This is a genomic window from Clostridium muellerianum, from assembly GCF_012926525.1.
Classification (GTDB): domain Bacteria; phylum Bacillota; class Clostridia; order Clostridiales; family Clostridiaceae; genus Clostridium_AM; species Clostridium_AM muellerianum.
This window is the reverse complement of the sequence record NZ_JABBNI010000004.1, coordinates 181,577-207,686: the sequence shown is the minus strand read 5'-3', so window position 1 is coordinate 207,686 and position 26,110 is coordinate 181,577. Positions and strand designations below refer to the sequence as shown.

Annotated in this window: 21 protein-coding genes and 1 pseudogene; 20 read left to right on the top strand and 2 right to left on the bottom strand. The window is 26.4% G+C overall.

The genetic code is table 11. From position 1 onward, the window contains the following. Nucleotides 1-150 precede the first annotated feature (150 nt). The 3 genes and pseudogenes from HBE96_RS26115 (at nt 151) to tnpA (ending at nt 1,933) form a co-directional block, all read left to right on the top strand. Nucleotides 151-753 (top strand): transposase, encoded by a 603-nt coding sequence (locus HBE96_RS26115; RefSeq protein WP_243186799.1) that lies wholly within the window; start codon nt 151-153, stop codon nt 751-753. 10 nt (nt 754-763) lie between these two features. Beyond that, a complete protein-coding gene (locus HBE96_RS26110) occupies nt 764-1,255 on the top strand; it encodes a hypothetical protein (RefSeq protein ID WP_243186798.1) in 492 nt (163 codons plus the stop codon). A 201-nt stretch (nt 1,256-1,456) separates the two neighbouring features. Beyond that, a pseudogene (gene tnpA, locus HBE96_RS01990) lies at nt 1,457-1,933 on the top strand (IS200/IS605 family transposase). 22 nt (nt 1,934-1,955) lie between these two features. Here tnpA and HBE96_RS01985 read toward each other — a convergent pair. Next, nucleotides 1,956-2,210, bottom strand: coding sequence for a flagellin (locus HBE96_RS01985; protein ID WP_169296093.1), 255 nt, complete (start codon nt 2,208-2,210; stop codon nt 1,956-1,958). Between the two features lie 116 nt (nt 2,211-2,326). After that, nucleotides 2,327-2,632: a hypothetical protein gene (locus HBE96_RS01980; protein ID WP_169296092.1), complete on the bottom strand. Its 306-nt coding sequence runs from the start codon at nt 2,630-2,632 to the stop codon at nt 2,327-2,329. A 526-nt stretch (nt 2,633-3,158) separates the two neighbouring features. Here HBE96_RS01980 and HBE96_RS01975 point away from each other — a divergent pair. From HBE96_RS01975 to pseG, 17 genes are all read left to right on the top strand, one after another. Beyond that, on the top strand, nt 3,159-4,475 hold the full coding sequence (locus tag HBE96_RS01975; RefSeq protein ID WP_206154794.1) for a nucleotide sugar dehydrogenase: 1,317 nt from the start codon (nt 3,159-3,161) through the stop codon (nt 4,473-4,475). After that, nucleotides 4,476-5,624 carry a glycosyltransferase gene (locus HBE96_RS01970; RefSeq protein WP_169296091.1) on the top strand — a complete coding sequence of 383 codons (1,149 nt, stop codon included), beginning with the start codon at nt 4,476-4,478 and terminating at the stop codon, nt 5,622-5,624. It begins immediately after the preceding gene. A gap of 26 nt (nt 5,625-5,650) precedes the next feature. Next, nucleotides 5,651-6,220, top strand: coding sequence for an acyltransferase (locus HBE96_RS01965; protein ID WP_342590146.1), 570 nt, complete (start codon nt 5,651-5,653; stop codon nt 6,218-6,220). A 29-nt stretch (nt 6,221-6,249) separates the two neighbouring features. Beyond that, nucleotides 6,250-7,572 (top strand): radical SAM protein, encoded by a 1,323-nt coding sequence (locus HBE96_RS01960; RefSeq protein WP_169296089.1) that lies wholly within the window; start codon nt 6,250-6,252, stop codon nt 7,570-7,572. Between the two features lie 23 nt (nt 7,573-7,595). Further along, entirely contained in the window at nt 7,596-8,600 is a 1,005-nt protein-coding gene (locus HBE96_RS01955) for a DUF268 domain-containing protein (protein ID WP_169296088.1), read from the top strand. A gap of 79 nt (nt 8,601-8,679) precedes the next feature. Further along, nucleotides 8,680-10,308: a TDP-N-acetylfucosamine:lipid II N-acetylfucosaminyltransferase family protein gene (locus HBE96_RS01950; protein ID WP_169296087.1), complete on the top strand. Its 1,629-nt coding sequence runs from the start codon at nt 8,680-8,682 to the stop codon at nt 10,306-10,308. 187 nt (nt 10,309-10,495) lie between these two features. Further along, a complete protein-coding gene (locus HBE96_RS01945) occupies nt 10,496-12,094 on the top strand; it encodes a radical SAM protein (protein ID WP_169296086.1) in 1,599 nt (532 codons plus the stop codon). Nucleotides 12,095-12,192: 98 nt separating this feature from the next. Continuing rightward, complete coding sequence (locus HBE96_RS01940; RefSeq protein WP_169296085.1) at nt 12,193-13,281, top strand: FkbM family methyltransferase; 1,089 nt, start codon at nt 12,193-12,195, stop codon at nt 13,279-13,281. A gap of 23 nt (nt 13,282-13,304) precedes the next feature. Next, the gene (locus HBE96_RS01935) at nt 13,305-14,477 is read left to right on the top strand and encodes a glycosyltransferase (protein ID WP_169296084.1); all 1,173 of its coding nucleotides are present in this window, start codon (nt 13,305-13,307) and stop codon (nt 14,475-14,477) included. A 161-nt stretch (nt 14,478-14,638) separates the two neighbouring features. After that, nucleotides 14,639-15,940 (top strand): radical SAM protein, encoded by a 1,302-nt coding sequence (locus HBE96_RS01930; protein ID WP_169296083.1) that lies wholly within the window; start codon nt 14,639-14,641, stop codon nt 15,938-15,940. Between the two features lie 28 nt (nt 15,941-15,968). Next, nucleotides 15,969-16,958 carry a Gfo/Idh/MocA family protein gene (locus HBE96_RS01925; protein ID WP_169296082.1) on the top strand — a complete coding sequence of 330 codons (990 nt, stop codon included), beginning with the start codon at nt 15,969-15,971 and terminating at the stop codon, nt 16,956-16,958. A 16-nt stretch (nt 16,959-16,974) separates the two neighbouring features. Continuing rightward, a complete protein-coding gene (locus tag HBE96_RS01920) occupies nt 16,975-18,087 on the top strand; it encodes an SGNH/GDSL hydrolase family protein (protein ID WP_169296081.1) in 1,113 nt (370 codons plus the stop codon). Beyond that, entirely contained in the window at nt 18,084-19,271 is a 1,188-nt protein-coding gene (locus HBE96_RS01915) for a hypothetical protein (protein WP_169296080.1), read from the top strand. The genes HBE96_RS01920 and HBE96_RS01915 overlap by 4 nt, the downstream gene beginning before the upstream one ends. A 404-nt stretch (nt 19,272-19,675) precedes the next feature. Beyond that, nucleotides 19,676-20,803: a dTDP-4-amino-4,6-dideoxygalactose transaminase gene (gene rffA / locus HBE96_RS01910; RefSeq protein WP_169296079.1), complete on the top strand. Its 1,128-nt coding sequence runs from the start codon at nt 19,676-19,678 to the stop codon at nt 20,801-20,803. A gap of 2,089 nt (nt 20,804-22,892) precedes the next feature. Beyond that, the gene (locus tag HBE96_RS01905; RefSeq protein ID WP_243186797.1) at nt 22,893-23,894 is read left to right on the top strand and encodes an SGNH/GDSL hydrolase family protein; all 1,002 of its coding nucleotides are present in this window, start codon (nt 22,893-22,895) and stop codon (nt 23,892-23,894) included. A 109-nt stretch (nt 23,895-24,003) separates the two neighbouring features. Further along, complete coding sequence (locus HBE96_RS26820; RefSeq protein ID WP_169296078.1) at nt 24,004-24,810, top strand: flagellin N-terminal helical domain-containing protein; 807 nt, start codon at nt 24,004-24,006, stop codon at nt 24,808-24,810. A gap of 251 nt (nt 24,811-25,061) precedes the next feature. Continuing rightward, nucleotides 25,062-26,105: a UDP-2,4-diacetamido-2,4,6-trideoxy-beta-L-altropyranose hydrolase gene (gene pseG / locus HBE96_RS01895; protein WP_169296077.1), complete on the top strand. Its 1,044-nt coding sequence runs from the start codon at nt 25,062-25,064 to the stop codon at nt 26,103-26,105. The last annotated feature ends 5 nt before the right edge of the window (nt 26,106-26,110 follow it).

Genomic DNA, 26,110 nt, shown 5'->3' with positions numbered 1-26,110 from the left:
TTTGTTTGGTGAGAGATTCAATTATAACATGAAATAGGGGGTCATTGTTTTTTTATTTAAAAAACTCTGTAACCCTTGATATATAAAGAAAATTTATAAAAATAGTGTAAAAAAATTTTACACTAACAAAATTAAAGTAGGGGTGGGTATATGTCTAATAACTATATTAATAGATTTAAAAAAATGTTTGACTCTATTAATTCAGATATTACAAAAACATATGCACGTTTAGATAAGCAAAATAGTTTTATTAGAAACAGAAAAATGCCACTTGCAGATATTGTCTTATGTACACTTTCTAAAAAAGGATTAACCACATCAATGGAACTTCATCAATATTTTACTCAAAAAGGAGCATATCATATGAATATCTCAAAACAAGGATATTTACAGCAACGTAAAAAACTAAACTATGAAGTTTTTTCATTTTTGAACCAGGAATATCTTCAGGATTTTTACAACTCTAATGAACCATCATTGTGGAATAACTATCTAGTATTTGCTGTTGATGGAAGTAAGGCGGAAGTTTCAAACTCTGATGAAAACAGAGCGTTTTTCGGTGAATGTGGTAATAATTATTCCAGGGGTGAAGTAAGAGCTTTAGTAAGTGGCATCTTTGATGTATTTAATCATTTCTTTTTGGATTTGCAAATAGACTCTATAAAGACAAGTGAAAGTGAGCTAGCAAAGAAAAATATTTATGCTATAAAAAAGATATTACCAAATACTGATTTTATTGTTGTCTGGAAGTGAACTTGCGTTGATGACAAATCTCCCAATTGAATTTAGTGGAAAAGAAATAGAAAATCTATATTTTAAGAGATGGGAAATTGAAAAAAAATATCACACTCTGAAAAATAAAATGAAGTTTGAAAGTGTTACAGGAAAAGCAACATTATGTGTATACCAAGATTTTTGGGCACAAATAGTTATTTATAATATGATACAGGATGTCTTACATTCGTCAAATAAAAATGTAGAAAAAGAAACAGAAAAACATGAATATAAATATCCTATCCGGATCAATGAAAATATAGCAATAGGGATGTTTAAAGAAAAATTTATAAAACTATTAATTGAACCAAATGACACGATTAGAGAGGAAAAACTGCTGCAATTACAAAAAGCAATAGAAAAATATATTCTTCCTACAAGAAATCTTAAAAGCCAAGGAAGCATAATTTATCTAACAAATATCAGAATAACTAAAAAAGTAGTTTTTAAAAGAGCAAAAAAATCTATCTTTATTGCATAGGATTTTTATGCTCTTTTTTAGAATTTAAAATAAATAATTATACTTTATTCAATAAAGAATGTCAGTAATAATACTTAAAATTTCTTAAGTTTATGATGTTGCGCTATGCGGGTGCGCGACAGAAGTTATACAAAAAAATCACCTTTCCGTTATAATAGAGTTGTTCAAGCTACTATGATAACGAAAGAAAAGGTGATTTTAATGGCTAATAAAAGTAATGATATGGCACATACAAAATGGATGTGTAAGTACCATATTGTGTTCACTCCTAAGTATAGACGAAAAATAATATACAATCAATATAAAGAAAGCATAGGAGTTATATTAAGACAATTATGCAATTACAAAGGAGTAGAGATAATTGAAGGGCATCTAATGAATGATCACATACATATGTTGGTAAGTATACCACCTAAGTTAAGTGTATCAAGCTTTGTGGGATACTTAAAAGGAAAGAGTGCATTGATGATATTTGATAAACATGCAAATTTAAAATATAAATTTGGGAATAGACATTTCTGAGCAGAAGGATATTATGTTAGTACAGTAGGACTAAATGAAGCAACTATTAAGAAGTATATACAAGAGTAAGAGAAACACGATATTATGGTGGATAAATTAAGTGTAAAAGAGGCTTATAGCCTCAGAGCAAGCCACCCGTTTTACGGGTGGTTATGACTTTTTAAATTTTTAAGTTATCCTAATAGATTGAGGTATTTGCATAGGCAATCATAAATTGAGATGCTTTAGCAAGAATATTATTTTTAGTAAAATTCATCATTTCTGTTGCTATATCTACATCTCTTATTTTACATTCATAAGATGTTAAATTTTCACCAGAATTTTGGAATATGTTATAAGTATGCTCTAAACTATTTTGGATACTTCTCAATATTATAGTACTATGAAACTTTGTTATAGCATCCTGCGGATCTATTCTTAAATTTACATCCATTAGACTTAAGATTCAACTATCTGTTTTACACAAATAAAGTAAGGAAACTTGCCCAGTGCTTGTTTCAACTTGAATGAAAAATTGTAAAGGAATAGATTTATCGTCTACAACAAAATTTAAAGTAACCACACAATGGGAGCAGACATTTTTCCTTCAGTATGGGAATAGTTATATGATGGTTCTTGCATTTTCTTTGTTGATTTTTTAGAATTTGCGGTATCATCTATAACTAAAAATCCTACGGATTCAAGTTTAATGTTATGCTTAAGAAAAAAGTCTAAATGACTAAGTCTATTAGTATTTAGAAGACCATTCTCCCATTTTGAATGACTTAAAAATCTATAAACACAACTTTTGTCTTTTGAAGACAGTACAAATTTTGCAATTTCAGATAAAGTTTTAGTAACAGGTAAATTTATCAACCCGGTTACAATAGTGATTAAATGATTAAGCTGTGACTTAGAGATTCCATAGTTTACATTATTTAAGTAGTTGTAAAGTTCATCATTAATGATACAATATTATTACTGGGCATACTGACTACCTCCTGTATGTGTATTTGTGTGGTAACGTTTATATATCACGGTGGTTAAAAGTATGTCATATTTATTTTTTGATAGTATTGACAATTTATATCTTTATTTTGCGGAACTAAAGATATAATTTAAAAATACGTATAATATGTTTTAGGCGTGAAAATTTATGTGTTAAATAATGTAAAAGTGTCAAAAAAGAATAATTATGAATTTAAGCATGAAAATAAGATTTTGGAGTTTATTTTTTTCATTCTTAAAAAAGGCTATGTGGGAAAATGTAAATTGGTTTGCTTTATTTAGAAACGTGTTTTTAAAATAAAGTTTCTAAGAATGACTACGATAAAAATAATAGTTTTGTTAAAGAAGAATACTGATATGATTTTTAAATAATACTGAAAGGATGTTTTATCAGATGAGTAAAGTCAACAGTATGTGTAATGTATGTATTATCGGCCAAGGTTTTGTTGGGTTGCCGTTAGCTCTCAGTTATTCAATAAATGGTTGTAATGTTGTTGGGGTAGATATAAAACAGGAGCTAGTTAATGAACTAAATAATGGAGTAACTCATCATACTGAAAAGCATGAAAATAAAAAGATTCAGAACATTTTAGAGGAGCAGTTAAGGTTAAATAAATATAAAGCAACCACATTAATATCAGAAGGAGTAGAAAAGTGTTCCAACATAATAATAACTGTTGGAATTCCAATAATAAACGGAAATGCCGAGTTTAGTGATTTAAAAAGTTCCATCGTTGATGTGGCTAGAAACTTAAAAAAGCAGGACTTGATACTTATAAGAAGTACGGTTGTACCAGGAACTACTGATGAGTTAATAAAGCCTTTATTAGAAGAATATTCAGGTTTAAAATGTGGAGAAGATTTCTATCTTGCATATGCTTCTGAAAGAATTGCAGAAGGAAGAGCTTTTGAAGAGTTTGAAAGTATGCCTACTGTTATAGCAGGAATAAATGAGAAAAGTGCGCGTAGAGCTGAGAAACTATTAAAGATAATATGTAATGCAGAAGTTATCAGAGCAGATAGTATAAAAATAGTTGAAACAGCAAAAATATTAGAAAATTTGCAAAGAGATGTAAATATTGCTATGGTTCAGGAATTTGCAAGATTTACGGAAGCATTAAATATAGATATTTTTCAAGTAATTAAATTAGCTAATACCCATAAAAGGGTTAATTTATTAATGCCGGGTTCAGGCGTTGGGGGATATTGTATTCCTAATGCGTATTATTATTTAAATGCAAAGGCTGAACAAATATCATTAGAGTTAGATTTGTTAAAATTAAGTAGGAAGAAAAATGAACAAATACCTTCATTTATTGTTGGAAAATTACAAGAACTTCTTATTTCAATAGGAAAAGACATAAAAAAGTCTAAAATAGCTGTTATAGGTATAGCAATGAAGGATTATTCAAATGATGATAGAATGAGTCCTGCTATAGAAATAATTAAATTATTATTACAAAAGGGAGTTGAAGTTAAAGCTTTTGACCCAAAAGTTTCCACTAAGTATACTTATAAAGTAGATACTCAATTAGAGGCAATTGAAAATTCTGATGCAATTTTAGCTTTAGTAAAACAAGATGGAATTATTTATGATAATCTTAAGGAGTTTTCTAGTATTATGAAAATACATCCTATATTTATGGATTTAAAAGCAGTGATAGGTAAGAGGGAAGCAGAAGAAAGTGGATTTAAATATTGGAGGATATAAATGAAAATAGCAATGATTTTGGATAACCCATTAAATCCAGATAATAGAGTGGAAAAAGAAGCTGAGAGTCTTGCAAAAGCTGGACATGAAGTTACAATATTATGTAAAATAGCGAACGATTTACCGCTAGAAGAAATAAGAAATGGATATAAAGTAAAGCGAGTTTTTAGATATAATCTCGGAACCTCTGTACTTGTAGAGAAATATCTTTTAGCTCATTTTGATTTAATGAATTCTGTTAATGAAAAGTATGATGTATATCATTGTCATGATACGGAAACTTGGCCTATAGGCTATATACTCTCTCAAACGGATAATGCAAAATTCATATGTGATTCGCATGAATATTTTCCTGATTATATAATCAAGAAAAATTATAATGATGAAAATAAATATAAAGCTTCAAAAGTGCTTATAGATATTCGAGGTAATTACATAAAATATGCGGATGCTGTAATTACTGTAACAGATACTATAGCAGAAAAGCTTTATTATGAATATAAATTAAATGAAAAACCTACGGCTTTATATAACACTAAACCTTTTAAGAATAGAGTAAATAAAAAAGTAAATTTACTTAGAGAAGAATTTGGAATAGAAAAAAATAAACATATAATTTTTTTTCAAGGTAATATTGATTATTCTAGGGGATTGGAATATATAATTGAAAGTTTAAAATACATAGAATCAGATGCTTTATTTATGTTTGCAGGAAATTGTAGTGAAGAGTATCTAAGAGAACTAACTGATTTTGCTAAAAAGTATAATGTAGAAGAAAAAATCAAGTACTTAGGATTTTTAGATAATGGTAAGCTGTTAGAATATACAGCTTCAGCGGATATTTTAGTATATTATCCAAGAGATATGGTGCAAAATATGAAATATACAATTCCAAATAAATTTTTCGATTATGTTTTTGCATCTAAACCAATTATTGTAAGAGATTTTGATGTATATAAAGAATTTATTAATAAGTATGATTTTGGATTTACTTGTGCAAATTTAAATGATATAGCAGAAAAAATCGATCTTTTATTAAAAGATAAGAATTTGTATATTAAGAAAGTTAACAATTCTATTGGATCTCAAGTAGATTTATCTTGGGAAAAGCAAGAAGAAAAACTGGTTGAATTATATTCAAAATTATAGTTATTGTTTTTTATTAGAAAGGATTGATTTTTATGAATTATTTTGTACATCCAACTGCTGAAGTAAGTGATAGGGCTGTAGTTGGTGAAGACACGAAAGTATGGAATGATGTGCAAATTAGAGAAAATGCTCATATTGGGTATAACTGTGTAATAAGTAAAGGTGTATATATTGACTTTGATGTAATTATAGGAAACAATGTAAAAATTCAAAATGGAGTGAATTTATATCATGGAGTTACCATAGAGGATGATGTGTTTCTTGGACCAAGTATGACATTTACAAATGATTTTTATCCACGAGCTTTTAATAGTGAATTTGAAGTGAAAAAGACTTTAGTTAAAAAAGGTGCCTCTATTGGAGCTAATTCCACTATAATATGTGGGATTGTGATTGGTAAATATGCCATGATTGGAGCAGGAAGTGTGGTTACAAAGAATGTGCCAGATTATGCATTAGTTGTTGGAAATCCAGGGAAAATTGTAGGATATGTTTGCAAGTGTGGTACTAAATTAAATGAAAATTTTCTTTGTGATCTTTGTAAAATACAATATAAAAAAGATTCAAAGAATAAGTTAATTGTAATTGATGAGTAAAATATAAAAAAATTAAGGGGCAATGTTCTATGAAGAATTTTAATGTAGCTAGTATATATTTATTTCATACCTGTAATTATAATTGTAGTTATTGTACTGCTGCACAGAGTATTGACAATAGATTGGGACGATTTAGTAGGGCTGTAACAGAAGAAGGAATGGAAAAAATAATCAAGTTTTTTAATGAAAGAGGTCAATGGCATATTTTATATGCAGGAGGGGAACCAACAATTCACCCTCATTTTATTGAATTAACCAAAAAACTATCCCAAAATCATTACATTAGAATGGCTACAAATAATTCTATGAATGATGAAAAGTTGCAGCAATTTGTTAAAGAAATTGATCCAATGCGGTTTGATTATATTCAATGTTCTTTACAAGAGAAAGATGAAGAGAAAAAAAGACTATTTAAATTTGTGGAAAGAGCAAAAATACTAAAAGAAAATGGATTTAAAGTTTTTGTTACTTATGTAGCTGTACCAACTAGATTAGAATTAGTAAAAAAGTATTATGAGCTTTTTATGGAAAATGGAATCCCTTTTGTTATCCAACCATTTAGAGGGAAATTTAATGGGTTAATATATCCAGATGCATATACGTGTGAAGAAAGAGAATTTTTAGATAAATACATGATATCTGCTATGTATAGGTCCCTTTTGGAAACAAGTGACAGAAAGCCATTTGGTAAGGATTGTAACGCTGGATATAAAAGAGTATATATTGATGGCATAAGCGGAAAAGTATACAAGTGCTTATTAGAAGTAACAAATGACTTAGGAAATATTTATGAAAATAATATAAATTTAAGTGAAAAACCAGAGAAGTGTAAAGCAAAAACTTGTACATGTATATTTGAACCTCATTTAGAAATTGAAGAATTATTATATAAAGATTTAGATAAAATATTAAAATGCGAAGTACATTATGATAAATATATTTTTGATGAATATAAGAATAAGTCTTTAGAAATTCAACAGTTTTCAGATTATTGGAAAAGGCGTCAAAGAGAAATTTTACAAAAGATTTTTAAAGATGCTTCTGGTAAAGTTATAGGAATATACGGATCAGGTAAGCATACAGAAAAAATATTTGAAGTGTATAAAGAAGTATTTGGTCAAGTTGATTTTCAACTAGTTTTTTTTGATTCTGATAAGACTAAATGGAATAAACAGTATCTCAATTCAAAAATACTAGATCCTAAATCTATACCTTCTTTAAATTTAGACAGGATTATAATATCTAGTCATAGGTTTCAAGAAGAAATATATAAAAGTTTAAAACAATATGAAGATATTGGAGTTAAGATTATGAAAATATATGATAAGCAAGATACTATTATTTTTATATAAATGGAAAAGAATGGAGAAATAATATGAAAAAAGTAATATTATTTGGATTGGGGAGCGTATACCATAAAGTAAAAGATAATATAGATTTTTCTAAAGCACAAATAGTTAGTGTATGTGATAGTAAGAGTGAAAATGGTGGTAAGTTTGATGGGTATGATTTAATAAGTTTAAATGAAATTCTAAAAATAGAGTATGATTTTGTTATTATATCAAGTAGTTTTTATAATGAAATTGAAGAAGTCTTAAAAACATTAGGAGTTAGTGAAGAAAAGTTAATAAGTTATTGCAATTATGAAAGAAAATTTTATGAGTTTTTTTTAGGTGATATTAAATACAATAGATATTTAAGTCTTATTAATGAAGATTATCCAGTGAAGAATTTTAAAATACTTAATAGTGGCAGTAACCCAGAGGATTCTGTAGAATTTTTTAGTTATTATGAAGCTTCTTGTTTTTGGATGGCCGATAAAATAAATAATATGGGAAATAATAAAAAAATACTTGACTTAGGAAATAAAAAGTTAGCTAATGCAATATTATCACTTAATAATAATATAACATCAATTGTTTTAAAAGATTGTGATGATCAAATATCGAAAGTGAAATATTTAATACAGGATGTTAAAGATAAACTTCCTTTTGAGAATGGACAATTTGATGTATTTTCTTCATTAGTTTCAATTCATCTGCTAGGTTTTGGGAGATATGGAGATGAAGTGAATCCGTATACATTAATAAATTTTATTCAAGAAATCAATAGAGTTATGAAAAATAAAGGTGACCTTATTATTAGTACAATGTATGGAAAAAAATCCTTATTATTTGACTGCGGCTGGATATTTGACATTGACACAATTAAGTTGCTATTTGAAGGATGGGAACTTATAGATTATTTAATAGACAATCATGCTGGAGGGTATATAAAAGAATATGAAAAAAGATATACAAAGGATTTAAACATAGATAAATATGAAAATGGGGAGTATAAAATTATATTTTTACATTTTAGACGAGGTTATACTGATTAAATAGACAATATGCGTTTGTGAATTATAGTTATATAATTTGATTTATCTATCTAGTTTTTATTATAAAGGATTGATTAAAATGAATGATAGTATGAAAAATGATATATTAAAAATATCAAAAGAATTACTCGAAAATGTTAAAAGATTTATAGAAAATAATAATATCCAAGAAGCAGTAAAATTCATGAAAAATTATGAAGAAAAAAATCCAACAGATTATAGAATACCTTTTATAAAGGTATTACTTAAAATGGAAGTTAGTAATGATAACTTAGGACAATATAAAGACTTAATATTACAAGGACTTGAAAAGTCACCTTTAAACTTTGATTATAATTATAATCAAAGTTTAGCACAAGTAGCTTTAGATAATAATGAATATTTGAAAGCCTTAGAAATTTACGAAAAAGTTTTAGCTGAAGTTGAAAATCTTGAAGTTAAAAATGAAATTAGGGAGAAAATAATTAATTTAGAAAATCAATTTAGTTCAAATATTTATCACGAATTTCAAGGAAGAAATTCAGAAATAAATGAAATATGTAATATGAAAAAAAATTATAAAAATCTTCATTTAATGATAGATAGTGGTTATTCTAAAAAATTTATTGAATTTATGAATAAACATTTTCAATGCAAAAAAAATTTGTTTTTAATTTTAGATTATAAAGATAATTTAGAATATATGGATGCTAATATAGCTAGTAATGTTATATATATTAAATTAAAGAAAGGCTGGGAAAAATGTTTAGATGTTAATACACAAGAAATTCTTTTTTTTATAAATAATTCAGAGGAAATATATATACACCAACTAAGTGATTTTATAACTTGGTTAATATGTAAGTATGATATAAAAGCAAAAATGAATTGGATTGTTTGGGGATCAGATTTGTATCACAATATAGATATAAAGTTATATGATAAATTAACAGAAAAATTTTTAATTGAAGATTGTAATTTGAAAATGAAGGATTACAAAAATACAAATGAGTATATTTACAGAAAATCTACTATAAGAAGACTTAATAAAATAATTCCTGATGGAACTAAAGGAGACTATATTATTGCAAAAAAGTTTTTTTTAACAAAAGCTTCTTATGAGTATTTTATCTATCCAAATCCTGTCGATTTTATTAGTTTAGATAATAATTACAAAATAAAAAATGAGTTTAATTTAAAGAAAAAATACAAATATGTTATTCAATTAGGAAATTCGGGAGATCCATCAAATAATCATTTGGAAATAGTAGAGATATTATCAAAAATGAATGAAAGTAATTTTTGTGTTGTATGCCCACTTTCCTATGGAAACTTTTCTTATATAAATAAAGTGATACCTAAAATTAAGAAGATTCTAGGAGATAGATTTATACCTCTCACAACATTTTTAAATTCAGAAGACTATTTTTCTATTTTAAATCAAGTTGATGTTGCAATAATGAATCATAATAGACAACAAGCTATATCAAATATATTGCCATTATTGTACCTTGGGAAAAAGGTGTATATGAAAAATAATATTACAACTTACGCAACCTTCAAGAAATTAGGATTTACACTGTTTAATGTTAATGAAATAGACTTTAAAGATTTTCAAGACTTTATATTAATGAATCCAGAAGATAAAATTAGAAACAAAAATATAGTATTAGACAATTATAATGAGGATGTATTATTTCAAAATATAAAAAAGTTTATTAAAATTTAAAATTATAATATATAACAATATTTTAATATTATTAGTATGTGGACAACTATTAGGCAATAAAATTTAATATATATGCTAATCTATTGGTGAAATTGGCAAACAAGTAAAGGGTTTATTTTGTCAATAGCACATATTTAAGAATAAATAAGTAAATTAAAGAAAATAAGGAATTGTTAAGGAGAAAAATATGAAAGTTGGATTAGTAGTTCAAGCTCAACTTGGATATGATGACAATATAAGGGATAATGATATTTTTGCTATTGTTAATGGAAATACGGTTGTAGAAACAGTTGTTGAAAAAGCATTAAGTTGTAATGTGCACAAGGTAATTGTTTTAACATCAGAAGGAAATAAGGAATGTGTGGATCTAGATATTATTAAAAAAAATAACATAAGAATATATAAAAAAGATGATACAAGTTTTATCAAAAGCTACAGAAAAATTTTTCTAAATGAAGGTCTAGATATTATAATAAGAGTAATTGGAAATAATATACTATTAATACCCAATCTTGTAATGGATGGATTGAAGCAACATTTAGAGAAAAAAATGGATTATACCTATAATACTGGATATCCAAGAGGAATAATGTTTAGTGAAATAATTTCAAAAAAAGTACTATTTAATGAAGAGATTTTACAGAAAGAGAATGTAAAATCAGTGAATATAATGCAATCTTTAAGAAATAGTTCCTGTGAAAAATTTGAAATGAAGGCAGATAGAGAATATTATGACCATTCTTTTATCAATTTAAGCTTTCATAAATTTAATATAGATAAGTTTTCTAAATGTGTTATAAGTAATAATTGGCAAGATATTATTGATGAGTTTAAGGAAGATTCAATTCCAAATCTTAATTTCATAATTAACAATATTTGTAACATTAGTTGTATAATGTGTGGAATGTGTGGTGAGCTTTCAAAATACTCAAAAGTAAAAGATAAAAAAGGAAATATGAATTTTGAAAATTTCAAAAATATAATAGATAAATTCCCTAAAACTAAAAGTATATTGATTCAAGGTGGAGAAATTCTTTTAAATAAAGATATTTTAAGCATAATTGGATATGCAAAAGAAAAAAATATTAAAATTAATACCATTACTAATGGATTATTGCTGAATGAGAAGATATCCAGATTTTTAATAGAAACTTTAGAAAGTATTACATTTTCTATTGATGCATCAGAAGCAGAAACTTATGAAGCAATAAGACTAAATGGTAAATTTAATGTTTTGATTAAAAATATCAGTGAGTTTATGGAGATATATTATAGAAACAGCAATGTTTCATTAAAATCTATAAAAATTAATTATGTATGTATGGAACAAAATTACAGACAAATGCCTAAATTTGTAAAACTTATGAAGAAGTTAGGTATCAAAGATATAGTATTTTCTTTGTATGCGCAGTACAAATATGTGGAAAATAAAGAACTTGTAGAAAGATACATAATTAAAGATAGAAACGATTTTAATAATATATGGATGGAAGCAAAAAAAATTGCGAATGAAAATGATATGAAAGTTAGTATGATGAAACATGATAATATATTTCAAAAGCATAATATTTACAATGAATGTAATGGAATAAAAGAATCTTTTTGGATTAATTGGGATGGATATGTACTTCCTTGTTGTAGTTATATTAGTCCAGAACTATATAATTTAGGAAACGTAACTTATGAGGATAATATGGATGTTATAATAAATAATTGGAAGCAGTTTAGATGGAATGTATTTAATAGTAAAATTCCTAAAGTATGCTATGATTACTGTATTTATTAAACTTATGCTATAAAAATGTTATTTTGCAGCTATTTATTAAATTTAGGAGAATAAGTGAGTATATTAAATAAATTTAAGATTATAGAGGGAGAATAAATATGATAAAATTTTTAAGTTCTTTATATAATAGTAAAAAGATATATGACATAAACAACCTGTCTAAAAGAAAAGTAGTTTTTTTTGGAGCTTCAAAGTGTGGAACTGAGATTTTAGAAAGATTTGAGGCTATAAATATAAAGCCTGATTATTTTTGTGATAATGATGAGAAAAAATGGGGAAAACAATTTAATAGTATTGAGGTTATTTCTTTAGATCAATTAGTTTCTTTAGGTAAGGATGTTAACATTGTTATAACAAGCTTATATGTTAAAGAAATAACTGTGCAGCTAAGAAAACTTGGTTTTCAAAATATAATGTCTTTTAATGATCAAACTACAACATTTATTCAAAGTTATTGTACAGAATATATTTTTAATAATATAGATAAAATTAAAAGTGTACTTGATATTCTAAATGATGATATATCAAAAGAAACATTTATGGCAATTATTAATCATAGATTAACTTATGATTTTGGTATTTTAAATAATACTGTAAATGAAGAAGAAGAGTATTTCCCAGATGATTTATTAAAATTAAACGATAATGAGGTTTTTATAGATGCAGGAGCATATATTGGTGATACAATATCAGAATTTATTTATAAAGTAGATAATAAGTTTAAAAAGATATATGCTTTTGAACCTGATAAGAAAAGTTATGATCAAATGGTAAATTTCATAAAAACAAAAAAAATTGAGTCAAAAGTTATTTGTAAAGAAGGAGGATTACATTCTGAAAATAAAGTTATTCAATTTGATGAATGCAATACAGTACGTTCAAAAATAGATAACAAAGGTTTGAAGAGTATTAAGGTATATAACTTAGATGAATTTAAATTTGATAATGATGATATACCTACAATTATTAAAATGGACATTGAAGGTTCAGAAATGGATGCATTACTTGGAGCAAAAAAAATAATTACACAATATAAACCTAAAATGGCTATATGTATATATCATAAAGCAGATGATTTATGGAATATACCGTTATATATAAAATCTTTATGTTCAGATTATAAAATATATATAAGGCATTATAGTAGCATATCTTTAGCAGAAACAATTTGTTATGTAACTATATAAATATTATGTTTGGAGGGATAGTTATGAGCAAAAAGAAAATAAGTGCAGTAATGGCTGTATATAATAGAGAAAAATATTTAAAAGAGGCTATAGATAGTGTAATTAACCAAAGCTATGATAATTGGGAATTGATATTAGTAAACGATGCTAGTACAGATGGTTCGCACTATATATGTGAAGAATATTCAAAAGAATATCCACAAAAGGTTAAATACATAAATCTTAAGGAAAATGGTGGTGCAGGTAATTCTTTTTATACTGGAACAGTAAATGCTTCAGGTGATTATATTACTTTTATTGGTTCTGATGATATACAATTAGAAGATAAATTTAAAATATCTATAGACTATTTAGAAGTTAATCCACATATAGATATGGTGTTTTCGAACTATGAGACTATGTCAGAAGATGGCATAAGAACAGGTCGAAAGTTAACCTGGCCTAATAATATAAATGATAATAATAAGCTTTTAGATAATGAATTAAGAAGAAATTATATGTTTTCTGGATTATGTGTAATGAAAAACACAAAGAATGCAATTTTTGATAAAAATTTGAGATATTCGGAGGATTATGATTTTTTCCTAAACCTCGTATGCAAGGGATATAAAGCCTTTTTTATGGATGAAGCATTAGCATTAGTAAGAATACATGATAACAATATGTCTGCTAGATATAAGGAAACAAATGAAGCTGTTAAATTTATATTAAATAAATATGATGTAGAAGATTTATATAATAAGTTAAAATTAAATAATTTAAATCATAATAGAATACATAACACGTTAGGGATATTTTCCATAATAAAAGAAAGTTATGAACAAGCTTTACATTGTTTTGAAAAATTTAATTTTAACAGTTATTCTAAAGAAGATTTTTGCGATAATTTATTTTATAAGGCTACTGTATATTATTATTTAAAAAAATATAAAGAATGTATGGAATGTTTAAATAATGTGTTAGAATATTTACCAGAAGAGCCTACTATTTTTAATAATATTGCTGTAGTTAACAGTATTTTAGAAAATAATAATGATATATATAAATATTTGTTAAAGGCATTAGAATTGGAGCCACTTTATATGGATGCAAAGTTAAACAATGAAAGTTTGAAAAAAAGCTTAGTTTTAAATAGATTTACGACTAAGTTTTTAAGAAAAAATGTGGTTCATGAGGAAAATGCCTTACTGAAATAAAATGAAACTCGCACGTAGATGTTAATTTTGAATCTATTCCGGTGTTAGGAAAGGTAATTTAAAACATAGAAGATATTAAATTTTATGGCATTTAAAGTAAAACTTGTATCGGGCATCAGATGGATGAAATGTTGATATTTTGATAAGGAGATTTTACACATATGAATAAAATATATGATTTTGAAACAGGAGTGCAATTATGGCAGCATTGTAATTTTAACTGTTCATTTTGTGTAGGGGCCCAAAGTGATGTGCCTAAAGATTGGTCTATGTATAATGAAAAGTTAATTAAATTGGAGGAGTTTTTTAATAGTACCGGTAAGTGGAATATAAGCTTTTTAGGAGGAGAACCGCTGATAAATCCTAAGCTTATAGATTTATGTAAAAGGTTAATGACTAAAGGACACGGTATAAATTTAATAACTAATGGATCTATCCTTTTTAGTGATGTTTTTACTAAAGATGAACTAAAAGAAGTTAATTATATTACTTTGTCATATCACCCAATTCATGAAGAAAACAGTTATTATAATAATATTTTTATAAATAACATAAAATTTTTAGTGAAACATAAAATTAATTCAGAAATTGTTTATGTCGCTGCTCCTGATAGATTAAATAGGATAGAAAAAATAAAAGCTTACTTTGAAAGTTTGGGAAGTAAATTTAGATTAATGGCACTTCAGGGAGAGCATGGTGGAAAAAATTATCCATATTCGTATAAGCAAGATGAATTGGAAATGTTATGTGATAATACAGATTATTTAGGATCTTTATATCTATTAAAACATGGTCACTATACACCTACCTTTAAGAAGTGCAGATCTGGATATAACAGGTTTAATATGTTTTTATCTGATGGTAAGATAACACCTTGTGAACAATTAAATAATATAGAGTTATTTAACTTCTTGAAAGATGATATTTCTGATTTTAAGCATAGAATTTACAATGAACCTAAGGAATGTTTAAGTAAAAAATGTGTCTGCTCTTTTTATATGGAACAAGAAGAATTTATGAGAAATTATGACATGGATAATAAGTCCAATTTTAAAATGTGGGAAAAGTTATGTATATCAAGTAATGAGGTGATCCAGTATTGGGAAAAGAATGAATATTATTTTACTGAAAAAATTAAGAAAAAAATTAGAGGTAGCAATATTTTTCTATGGGGAGCTGGTATACATACAGATAAATTATTGACCCTATTAAAAAACGAGAAATTTAATATGAAAAATATAAAAGGCATTATAGATTCTAATCCACATAAGGATGGAATGAAAATATTTGATATACCAGTTTTATATAAAGAAAACTTTTTTAATAATATAAATGATTGTTCTGACATTATAATATCTTCTAGAGCTTTTGAAAGTGAGATATATAATGAAATAAAAAGTAAAGTTTCATATGGAATAAATATAGTTAGACTATATGACACAAACGAAATAGTGCCATTATAAAAAGTTTATAAAAAGGTAGATGATTTACTTGGATAAAGTTAGGCTTGGCATTATAGGAGTAGGAAGAATGGGAAACAACCATGCTAGAATAGCAACAGGCTTAAGTAATGTAGAGCTTGCTGGTTATTGTGACATAGTAAAAGAAAGAGTTGATAAATTATCAGAAAAATATAGAATAAAGGCTTTTTATGATTATAAGGATTTGATAAATCATGTAGATGCAGTTATAGTATCTGTTCAAACAGAGTTCCATTACGAAGTTGTTAAATATTTCTTGGAAAATAAGAAACACGTTCTTGTTGAAAAACCAATAACTATAAATATTGAAGAAGGCGAAAAACTCATAGAAATTGCAGAGAGAAATAATGTTATTTTCTGTGTTGGACATGTAGAGAGATTTAATTCGCCTTTGATTGACTTAGGTAATATTATAAATAAGAAAAAGCTTATTGCTATTAGTGTAAAGAGAATGAGTCCCATGGATTATAGAGTTAAAGATATAGATGTGGTATTAGATCTTATGATTCATGATATAGATATTGTATTAGATTTAATGAAACCGTATGAAGTGAAAAATTTAATGGCTATGAAGAACATAGTTAAAGAAGATTCTATGGAAAAAGGACATGCAGATTATTGTCTCGTTCAAATAGAGTTTGAGAATGGTACAATAGTAGATTTGACCGCTAGCAGAGTTACGGATAAAAAGATAAGAACTCTAACAGTGAATGAATTAGGTCGATTTATAGAAGTGGATTACCTAAACAAAAGTTTAACAATATATAAAAATTTTACTGCTACATTAGGTGAAACTTCAACGGGTAACAAAAATACAAAGTATCAAGAAGAATCAATTGTTCAAAAGGTTTTTGTTAATAACACAGATTCACTTCATGAAGAGCAACAAAATTTTATTAATGCTATTTTAGGTGTAGATGAGTTGAAAGTAACCGCATATGATGGAATAAATGCACTAAAACTAGCGAAAGAAATACAGAAAAAAATATATTTTAATTAGTAAAAAGGTGATAGTATTGTACAATGTATTGGTGTTTGGCACAGGAAAAGTTTCAGATATATTAGAAACTTCATTAAATAATGATGTTAATATAGTTGCATATGTAGATAATGATAAAAGTAAATGGAAAAAGTTAAAAAATTGTAAATGCATAATACAACCAAATGAAATTTGGAAATATAAATTTGATTATATTCTTATTGCTAGTCAGTTTAATGAAGAAATATATTATCAACTTTTAAATATGGGAATTGATAGTGATAAAATATTTGAATATTATAAGTTTTATATAAATTATTATAACTATTACAAAACTAATATGGATGAATTTTTAAATAAATATAAAAAAAGTGTAGAGATAATAGCTACTGGAATATCATATGCTAACACAGGGTTTAGAACTGATATTTGCTGTAAAAATGCATATTCATTTACATGGGGAAGCCAAGATATTTTTTATGATTATTATACAGTAAAATTTTTATTGGAAAAGTTTCCTAATAAGGTGAGCGATTTGAAGCACGTTCTTATAGGTATATGCTATTATAGCTTTCAATATGATATGTCTCTTTCTTCTATGAGAAGTAAGGTGCCATTATACTATTCAGTGTTAAAAGAAGCACATAATTTTAAAGATATAGACAAAGCTTATGAAGCTTATGAACTTAATAAAAATATTGCTAACGTTGTGCTTAAAAAAAATAATGATGGAACATATGATTTGAAAAGTGATATACAAACGTCTATACATTATGATGATAAGTGGAATATAGGCAAAAAACAAGCTGAACTAGATTGTAACAAAAATTATCCCGAAACAGTAAAGGAAAACACTCAAATATTTAAAGATTACCTACAACTTCTAAAAGATTATAACATAAAACCAATAGTAGTGGTATTCCCAGCATCGAAATATTATACTACATATTTTTCAAAGCGAATAGAAGATGAGTTTCATTCTATAATAAATGGAGTCAGAAAGGAATATGATTTTCAGTACATAGATTATTTTCGCTTAGATTTATTTGAGGATGAGGATTTTGCTGATGTATCTCACTTAAATGATAAAGGAGCAGAAAAACTAACCAAACTATTAAATGAAGAAATAGATTGGAGGGATATTTCATGAAGATTATTATATATGGTATAGGAAGCGGAAGGTTAAGAGTGGAAAAATATCTAAAAATGGAACATGAAATAATTGGTTATAGTGATAGTTTCTTTTCAAGTAAATGTTTTAATAAGAAAAACTTTTATAAGCCTAAAGAATTATTAGATATTAAATTTGATTTTATTATAATTGCAATTGGAGACGGCGCTATTAGTAATAAGGTAGTTAAAGATTTGATAAGTTATCAAATAAAAAAAGAGAAAATAATAGAGTTTTATAAAGTTTACTGTTATAAATTTGCAAGTGAATTAAAAAAAGTCAATAGAGTTATGCAAAATACAGATAAAGTTTTCGATGGTTTGATTTTAGGTATTTCTCATGGAGAAGTAGGAATAAATCCTCAATACTTAAATAAAAGTTTCTATAATTTTGCACTTGGTAGGCAGGATTTATTTTATAATCTAAAGCAATTGGATGAGCTATTAAAAAATTATAAAGATAGAATTAAAAATTTAAAATATGTGGTTTTAGATATGTACACTTATACATATTTCAACTATGATGTTTCACGTACTAAAAATGCAGTCACATTTCTTCGAGCAAATGGATGGGAATTTGAAGAAACTCATAATTTAAAAAAAAGCATAGAAGAATTAAAAACAATTCAAGAAAATGAAGAACCTTTATTTAATGACTTATTTAAAACGGCCATAATAAATATTAAAAATGATTACGAACAAACAGGCTATGATTTATATTCAGATTTTCCAAGTGAGAATGGCATAAGTAAAAATTTAAAAAATGAAGAAGTAGAAAATTATAAAAATCAACCTGTGGTATATAGTGGTATTCAAAAAAATGTTTTTATAAATACTGAGAAAGAAAATATTGAAATTTTTGATAAACTTTTAAAAAAGTTAAAACAAATTAATAGTGAAATCAAAATATATATAGTATTGATACCTCAGCATAAGGTAGTAGAAGATAAATTAAAAATAATAGAAAATGATTGGAAAGAAAGATTTTACAAAATATTAAGTGATTTTAAAAGAGATTATAACTTTGAAATCTTAGACTTTAAAAATAATGAAGAAATATCTTCCAAAAACAATTTTTATTATGATTTGGAACATTTAAATTATAATGGTGCTACTGCTTTTACGAAATTGTTAAATTCATATATTTTTAAAAATGGTACATAAAGAGTCCTTCAAAACTATAATGATTATAGAAATTAGAAATAAATGATATTAAATATCTAAAAGTTGCAAGCAAAGTTCCTTAAAAAATCTTGATAACTATTTTATAGTTTAATTATAAAATAGTTATCAAGAATTTTTAGGTATAGATTCTTAATAAAAAAATTTAGGAAGAGTTAGAATGGTATTTTTACATTAAGGAATAAACTACTTTGAACATTGAGAAAATTTAAAGGCAGAGATAAATTATTCAATGTTACATACGTTTACTAAGCGCGCTCTAGTAATTCCAAAATATTTTGTATTTAAAAATACTATATTAAAACTTAGTTTTGTCAGTTGTGAAAGTCTAAGAATAAGTGAGTAGATTAAAGGAATTTAAAGATTATGGATGGAGGAAATTAAATATGATACCTTTTAATAGACCTTATATAACAAAAAAAGAAGAAGAATATATAAAAGATTGTTTAAAAAGAGGAGCTATTCACGGAGATGGATATTATACAAAGAAAGTTAATGAATTTATGGAGAAAACATTTAAGACTAAGAGAGCTTTAATGACTACATCAGGAAGTTCAGCATTAGATATGGCAGCGATACTTTTAGATTTAAAAGAAGGAAACGAAGTAATTCTTCCATCATATACTTTTGTATCTACTGCCAATGCTATTGTACTTAGAGGAGCAAAACCTATTTTTGCAGATATATGTGAGGACACATTGAATGTTGATCCTAAGGATATAGAAAATAAAGTAACCAATAAAACTAAAGCAATTTTTCCTGTACATTATGCAGGCGTAAGTTGCGATATGGATAGCATAATGAAAATTGCCAAAGATAATAAATTAAAGGTTGTGGAGGATGCAGCTCAAGGTGTAAATGCTAAGTATAAGAAAAAATACCTAGGTACTATAGGACATATAGGCTGTTATAGTTTTCATGAAACTAAAAATTATGTCTGTGGAGAAGGAGGAGCTATTTTAATAAATGGAGATGAAGAGCTGGAAAAAAGAGCAGAAATAATAAGAGAAAAAGGAACTAATAGAAGTCAATTTTTTAGAGGAGAAGTGGATAAATATAGCTGGGTAGATATTGGTTCTAGTTATTTACCATCAGATATTTTAGCAGCTATGTTGTATGCTCAATTTGAAAAACTAGATGAAATTCAGCAAAAAAGAAGAGTAGTTTATGAAACTTATTATAAAGGTTTAAAAGATTTAGAGGAAGAAGGTAAGCTAAAACTTCCTATAATATCAAAATACTGCGAAAGTAACTATCATATGTTTTATATAATTCTTAACTCAGAAAAAGAGAGAGATTATTTAATGAATAACCTCAAAAAGAATGGAATTTCAGCAGTCTTTCACTATATACCACTTCATAATTCGTTTATGGGGATGAAATTTGGATATAAACTAGGGGATTTACCTAAAACTGAAGATTTAAGTGGAAGACTATTAAGGTTACCTATGTATGCTGAATTAAAGGTGGAGGAAATCAACTATATTGTAGAAATAATACATAAATATATTTAAGCTATAGATAAACGAATTGAAAATAAATTTTGCCATATGAAATTTAAATCAGTTATCTTAAGCTATTTTTAATCTTGCAAAAAATAGTTTCGAGGGATTCACTGTGGAAGCTTAATTAAAAATCCAAGATACTTGTTCTCTTTTAATCTGGGTTCTTGTAACTTTAATTCCAATATTAAAATTTAATATTTCATCACTTACTTATAATTCACAGTATCGTAAATCATCATTATGTTTTACTTTATATGTGTAAGTTAGTGTGAAATTTTTTTACACTATTTTTATAAATTTTCTTTGTATATCAAAGGTTATAATTAGATCTGCCAAAAATCAAAAATAACATAAAAGGATGTCATTGCCTTAGATTTAATTGTAATTTATTGGCTTTTGTACAATTAGTACCTTTTTAAGGTAATTTATCAATTGCTTTTATTTATTGCTAAATATATTCCTCTTAAGCAGTGGGCTTTTAAGGATTCGAATAGTCCAGAATGTCAAAAGTTTAAAGCTAATAAGGTACCTAAAATCATTTATTTTGAAATGGTAGATTATCATATGCTTTTAGCATATTACAAACACAAATATAGCAAAGGCATTAAACTTGTTAAAAGATGGCTTGGGAAAAAATTCCGAAAACGTTAAATGTGGAAAATGTGGTGCTTCACGTTTTGGACATTTACGGTAATAATAGCGTAAAACGTCAATATCAGTGATCTATTTGCAAAGAAACTTTAAAGAAAATAATTATACAACTAATCCAACAGTGTTTATTTCTCATTATTGCGGCAGAACTTTATCCTCTAAAAAGACTCATAGACATTTTAGAATACATAAGTGCGACACTTTGCAATATGAAAAGTATTGCCTAAACAGATGAACTGTTTAAGAACTGATAACTTGAAAAGTCAAATGAGAGGGTAACACCTTGAAGGGCTTTTTGTGATGCTTCGAATAGCGAAGCTTTTATAAGAAAAGTTTTATTATAAGCTCGGTGAAGACGGCTGAGATTACACTCTAAGGAGCGATAGCTCTAGGAAAAGCGAACTGGAGGTAGTCAAGTGTAAGATAGGTCGGGAGTCCATAAAATATCTATGGTAAAAGTGTCCAAAATTACTGACAAAATTCTAAATATACGGGTCTAAGAGTTTATAAAGTAGAAATGCTTTAACTACCAAAGTTGTAGGGTGTGTGAGGTTTAGTAAAAATTTATGCTATGAAAGAACTTATACCATTAAAGGTGGTGAGTACTAAATATAGTATACACACAGGCTAATAAGAATTACCTAAGGATATATGCAAGGATAAAGTTATTGGAACGTGGTAAGCTGGTAACGTAAAGAACTTATTTTCGTTGAAGTGGTAGTAAGGAAAGATGAATAATTATAACTTGCTTTAATATCAGTGAAAGTAGTGGCATGGTACCGTTGAAGTTTGTGAAAGCAAATGGAGGGATAGCCACAAGTCAAAAAACAAGAAATAAATTATCATACATTACAACCAGGTTCGATTAGGACTAAAAAAAGCAGAACTTTGGAATATTCAGATGCGAGATGTTGACTGGATGGGGTTTTATGATTTTCTTAGTTTTAACATAAAGCTTTCAGGTGTATTGATAAATTAAAGTATAATTTTCATTGATGAAACGCCGTATGAGGTGAATGTCTCATGTACGGTGTGGAGGAGGGGAAAAGGCGGAGATAATATAAAGGTCTTACCTATTCCTATATGTATTAATCTAAAGGGTTTTTATTATTTGAAAAACCTTGCTAGAGTGCCTAAAGAGTTAGAAACTGTTAATATATCTAAATGCAAGTTTAAGAATGATCAGTTAATTGAAAGTCAAGACAATTATTACTATAGAAATTAAACTAATATAGTTTATTACAGGATGAAGAATATACAATTATGTTTACTTAAAGCATATGATAAGCTTAATCTAGTAGGTGAAGGAAATAGTGAAGAAAAGATAAACCAAATACATAGAGAAGCACAGTTAATGTAAATTAATTATGATATTTTAAGATTATTATAAAGTGTAAAAAAGTTGTAAATAAATATGTTGTATTATTGTGAATTACAGGAGATCATTATGAATAATAATTTCAATGTAGTATTCTTAGGAGGCTCAATAACTGAAGGGTTAGGAGCCTCGATATATGAAAATTCTTATGTCTATAAAGTAGCAGAGTACCTAAAAACTATATATCAAAACAAAAAATTAAATATAATAAACTCAGGAGTTAGTGGAACAGGTTCTAATTTTGGAGTATTCAGATTAAAAAGAGATGTAATAGATAATGATCCAAATTTAGTATTTATTGAATTTGCAGTAAATGATAGAATAGAAAACTCGTACAATGCTGCAGTTACAATTGAAGGAATACTTAGACAGTTAGCAAACCTTAAAAACAAACCTGCTGTAGTAATATTAATTACACCTACAGGACTTTCAGATGCCTGCAGCAGCGTACATAAACGTATAGCTTATTATTATGATGCACCTGTCATTGATATACAGGATTATGTGTATAGACACATAGGTAAAGAAGAATATTCATGGAAGGATATATCTATAGATAATTTTCATCCAAATGATAAAGGACATGAAATATATGCAGAATGCATAATAAATAGTATAAAAGAAAATTTGGATATAATTAATAAGAAAGCTATTAAAAAAATAGAAACAATAACAGGGTATGAGTTTAATAATCCAAGTATTGTAAGTTATGAAAAGGCAACTTTTTATGGTAACTGGAGAGAAGAAAATATAAATATACCACAAATAGAGGTAGCAGCAGTTTCTGATACTGTTGGAGATTGCATAGAATTTAATTTTAGTGGTAAATGTATTGCAATAACTACCTTGCTTTCACAGGAAAGTGGGTGTATGGAAATAAATATAGATGGAGTAAATTATTTTCTAGATTTATATACTAATTTATCACCTTATTTTTCTTCTGCAATAAATTTATTTAACTTAAAAGGAGGAAATCATAATATGATAATCAAAGTAAGTGATAGAAAGAATTCTGATAGCAAAGGAAATAAAGTAGCAGTAGGAGCTTTTTTGGTAGATATGATCTATTAAATATAAGAAAGAAGCTTTTTATAATGTAACTTATTTTTATTCATAAAGAACATGAAGATTTTACCGATAATAAAAATATATTGGTCAGATATGGAAAGAAGGTGAAATAGTGTTTGTTGGAACTTTAAATGCCTTAGATTATGTTCATAAGTTAAATCAAAATAGAAAAAAGACTGGTGAAGTTTCAGAAAAGGTATCATCCGGAAAAAGAATAAATAAGGCAGCTGATGATGCAGCCGGTATTACAATAAGTGAAGGAATGAAGGCACAAATTAGAGGCTTATCCCAGGGACAGAGAAACACTCAGGATGGAATTTCCTTACTTCAAACAGCAGATGGTGCATTGCAAGAAGTAAGCGAGCAAATGAAAAGAATGAAGGAAATTTCAGTAGAGGCTGCAAATGGCACTTATGTGGATGAAGATAGAAAAAGTATAGGAAAAGAGTTTGATGAATTAAAAGATGCTATACAAGAAATAGTAGATAAAACTGAATTTAATGGTATAAAGTTATTGGATAAAAATAAGTCTTTAACTATTCAAACTAAAGATAATCCTTATATGGAATATGATGTTAAATTATATGATAGTAATAATTCTACTACTGGTATAGATGTTTTGAGTGTTAATACACAAGCAGATGCATTTAATTCTATTTCCAAATTAGACAAGGCAATGGATATGGTATCAAGTAATAGAGTAAAAGTTGGTATTGATCTTAATAATCTTCAACATGAAATAAATGGTGCAAGTAATTCAGAAGCTAATACTACAGCTTCACTATCTGTTATTGAAGATGCTAACATGGCAACGTCTTTAATGGATTTTGTTAAGAATCAAGTTATTACAAATTATAGTCAATCTATGTTTTCAACTGCCAATTCAAGTCCTAAATACATAGCTCAACTTTTAAGTTAGGATATATGGTATATAAGAATATTAATGTAAAAATTAATAAGGACATTTAATGTCCTTATTATGTTTTTTGATAAAGTTATAGAAACAAAATTTTTAGAGTATAATTTCGTATGTAAAAATAGTAGGTGTTGTTGATTAAAAAATAAAATTTCACAAATTTGATACTTTAACTTGACATAAATACAGAATTTGTGCCAACATTAATAATAAAAATCTTAATTTACAGTTAACTAAAGTAGGTAGGTGATTGCTTGAAAATAGGTATACGAGCAGATGGTGGCAGTAAAATAGGTATGGGACATATAATGAGGACATTAGTTTTAGCTAAAGAACTTAGTGAGAATCATCAAGTTTTTTATATATGTTTATCAAGTGAGAGGACAGTTCATAATTTTTTGAATATAAATAGTTTAAATATTATAGACATTTTGAATAAAGATAAATATAGAAATGGAATAGAAAAAATAATTAATGAAGGTTTTAAAGTTAAGCTTATAAGAGAAAAATTTATTATTGAAGATTTAAAAAAAATAGAAGCAGATTTACTTATTACAGATAGTTATAATGTAGATGAAGGTTACTTTAATAAAACTAAAAAAATTTTTTCTAAAACTGCTTATATAGATGATTTAAATCTTTATCACTTTAATGTAGATTTTTTAATTAATCAAAATGTAAATGCTCTAGATTTTAATTATAGTGTTAATTCATTTACAAAACTACTTTTAGGTCCAAAGTATATAATGCTTAGAGAGGAATTTATAGGTTGTGAAAGAAGAAATATAAATAGGAAGGTTAAGGATATTATGATAACTATGGGTGGAGCTGATTCTAATGGCATTACAAAAAAAATATTAACATGGATATATAGTATGCCTTATAAATTTCATGTGGTTATCGGTCCATCTTTTACTAATGTAGAATTGTTAAAAGCCTTCGAAAATAAAAATGTAAAATTATATTTTAAAGCAAATATGAAAGAAATAATGCTTAAATGTGATTTAGCAATATGTGCATGTGGAAGCACTTTATATGAATTAGCAAGTTTGGGAATACCAGCTTTAGGTATAATACTTGCAGATAACCAGGAAGCAGTAGCACAAAAGTTAAATAGTATGAAAATTATTAAAAATCTTGGATGGTGTAGCAATTTAACTAAAGATTATTTAATAGATATGATAGAAAATTTGTGTAGAGACTATAATTTAAGATTATATATGAGCCAAAATGCTTCTAGTATGATAGATGGATATGGTGTACAAAGATTAGTGGCTTGTCTTACAGAGGAGGAATAAATAGT

Bases quoted from the DNA above. Each gene is read 5' to 3' on its own strand.
- HBE96_RS01950 (WP_169296087.1), top strand. From the start codon at position 8,680: ATGAATGATAGTATGAAAAATGATATATTAAAAATATCAAAAGAATTA.
- HBE96_RS01945 (WP_169296086.1), top strand. From the start codon at position 10,496: ATGAAAGTTGGATTAGTAGTTCAAGCTCAACTTGGATATGATGACAAT.
- HBE96_RS01930 (WP_169296083.1), top strand. From the start codon at position 14,639: ATGAATAAAATATATGATTTTGAAACAGGAGTGCAATTATGGCAGCAT.
- HBE96_RS01905 (WP_243186797.1), top strand. From the start codon at position 22,893: ATGAATAATAATTTCAATGTAGTATTCTTAGGAGGCTCAATAACTGAA.
- rffA (WP_169296079.1), top strand. From the start codon at position 19,676: ATGATACCTTTTAATAGACCTTATATAACAAAAAAAGAAGAAGAATAT.
- HBE96_RS01915 (WP_169296080.1), top strand. From the start codon at position 18,084: ATGAAGATTATTATATATGGTATAGGAAGCGGAAGGTTAAGAGTGGAA.
- HBE96_RS01985 (WP_169296093.1), bottom strand. From the start codon at position 2,210: ATGGATGTAAATTTAAGAATAGATCCGCAGGATGCTATAACAAAGTTT.
- HBE96_RS01955 (WP_169296088.1), top strand. From the start codon at position 7,596: ATGAAAAAAGTAATATTATTTGGATTGGGGAGCGTATACCATAAAGTA.
- HBE96_RS01960 (WP_169296089.1), top strand. From the start codon at position 6,250: ATGAAGAATTTTAATGTAGCTAGTATATATTTATTTCATACCTGTAAT.
- HBE96_RS01935 (WP_169296084.1), top strand. From the start codon at position 13,305: ATGAGCAAAAAGAAAATAAGTGCAGTAATGGCTGTATATAATAGAGAA.
- HBE96_RS01970 (WP_169296091.1), top strand. From the start codon at position 4,476: ATGAAAATAGCAATGATTTTGGATAACCCATTAAATCCAGATAATAGA.
- HBE96_RS01940 (WP_169296085.1), top strand. From the start codon at position 12,193: ATGATAAAATTTTTAAGTTCTTTATATAATAGTAAAAAGATATATGAC.
- HBE96_RS01975 (WP_206154794.1), top strand. From the start codon at position 3,159: ATGAGTAAAGTCAACAGTATGTGTAATGTATGTATTATCGGCCAAGGT.
- HBE96_RS26110 (WP_243186798.1), top strand. From the start codon at position 764: ATGACAAATCTCCCAATTGAATTTAGTGGAAAAGAAATAGAAAATCTA.
- HBE96_RS26115 (WP_243186799.1), top strand. From the start codon at position 151: ATGTCTAATAACTATATTAATAGATTTAAAAAAATGTTTGACTCTATT.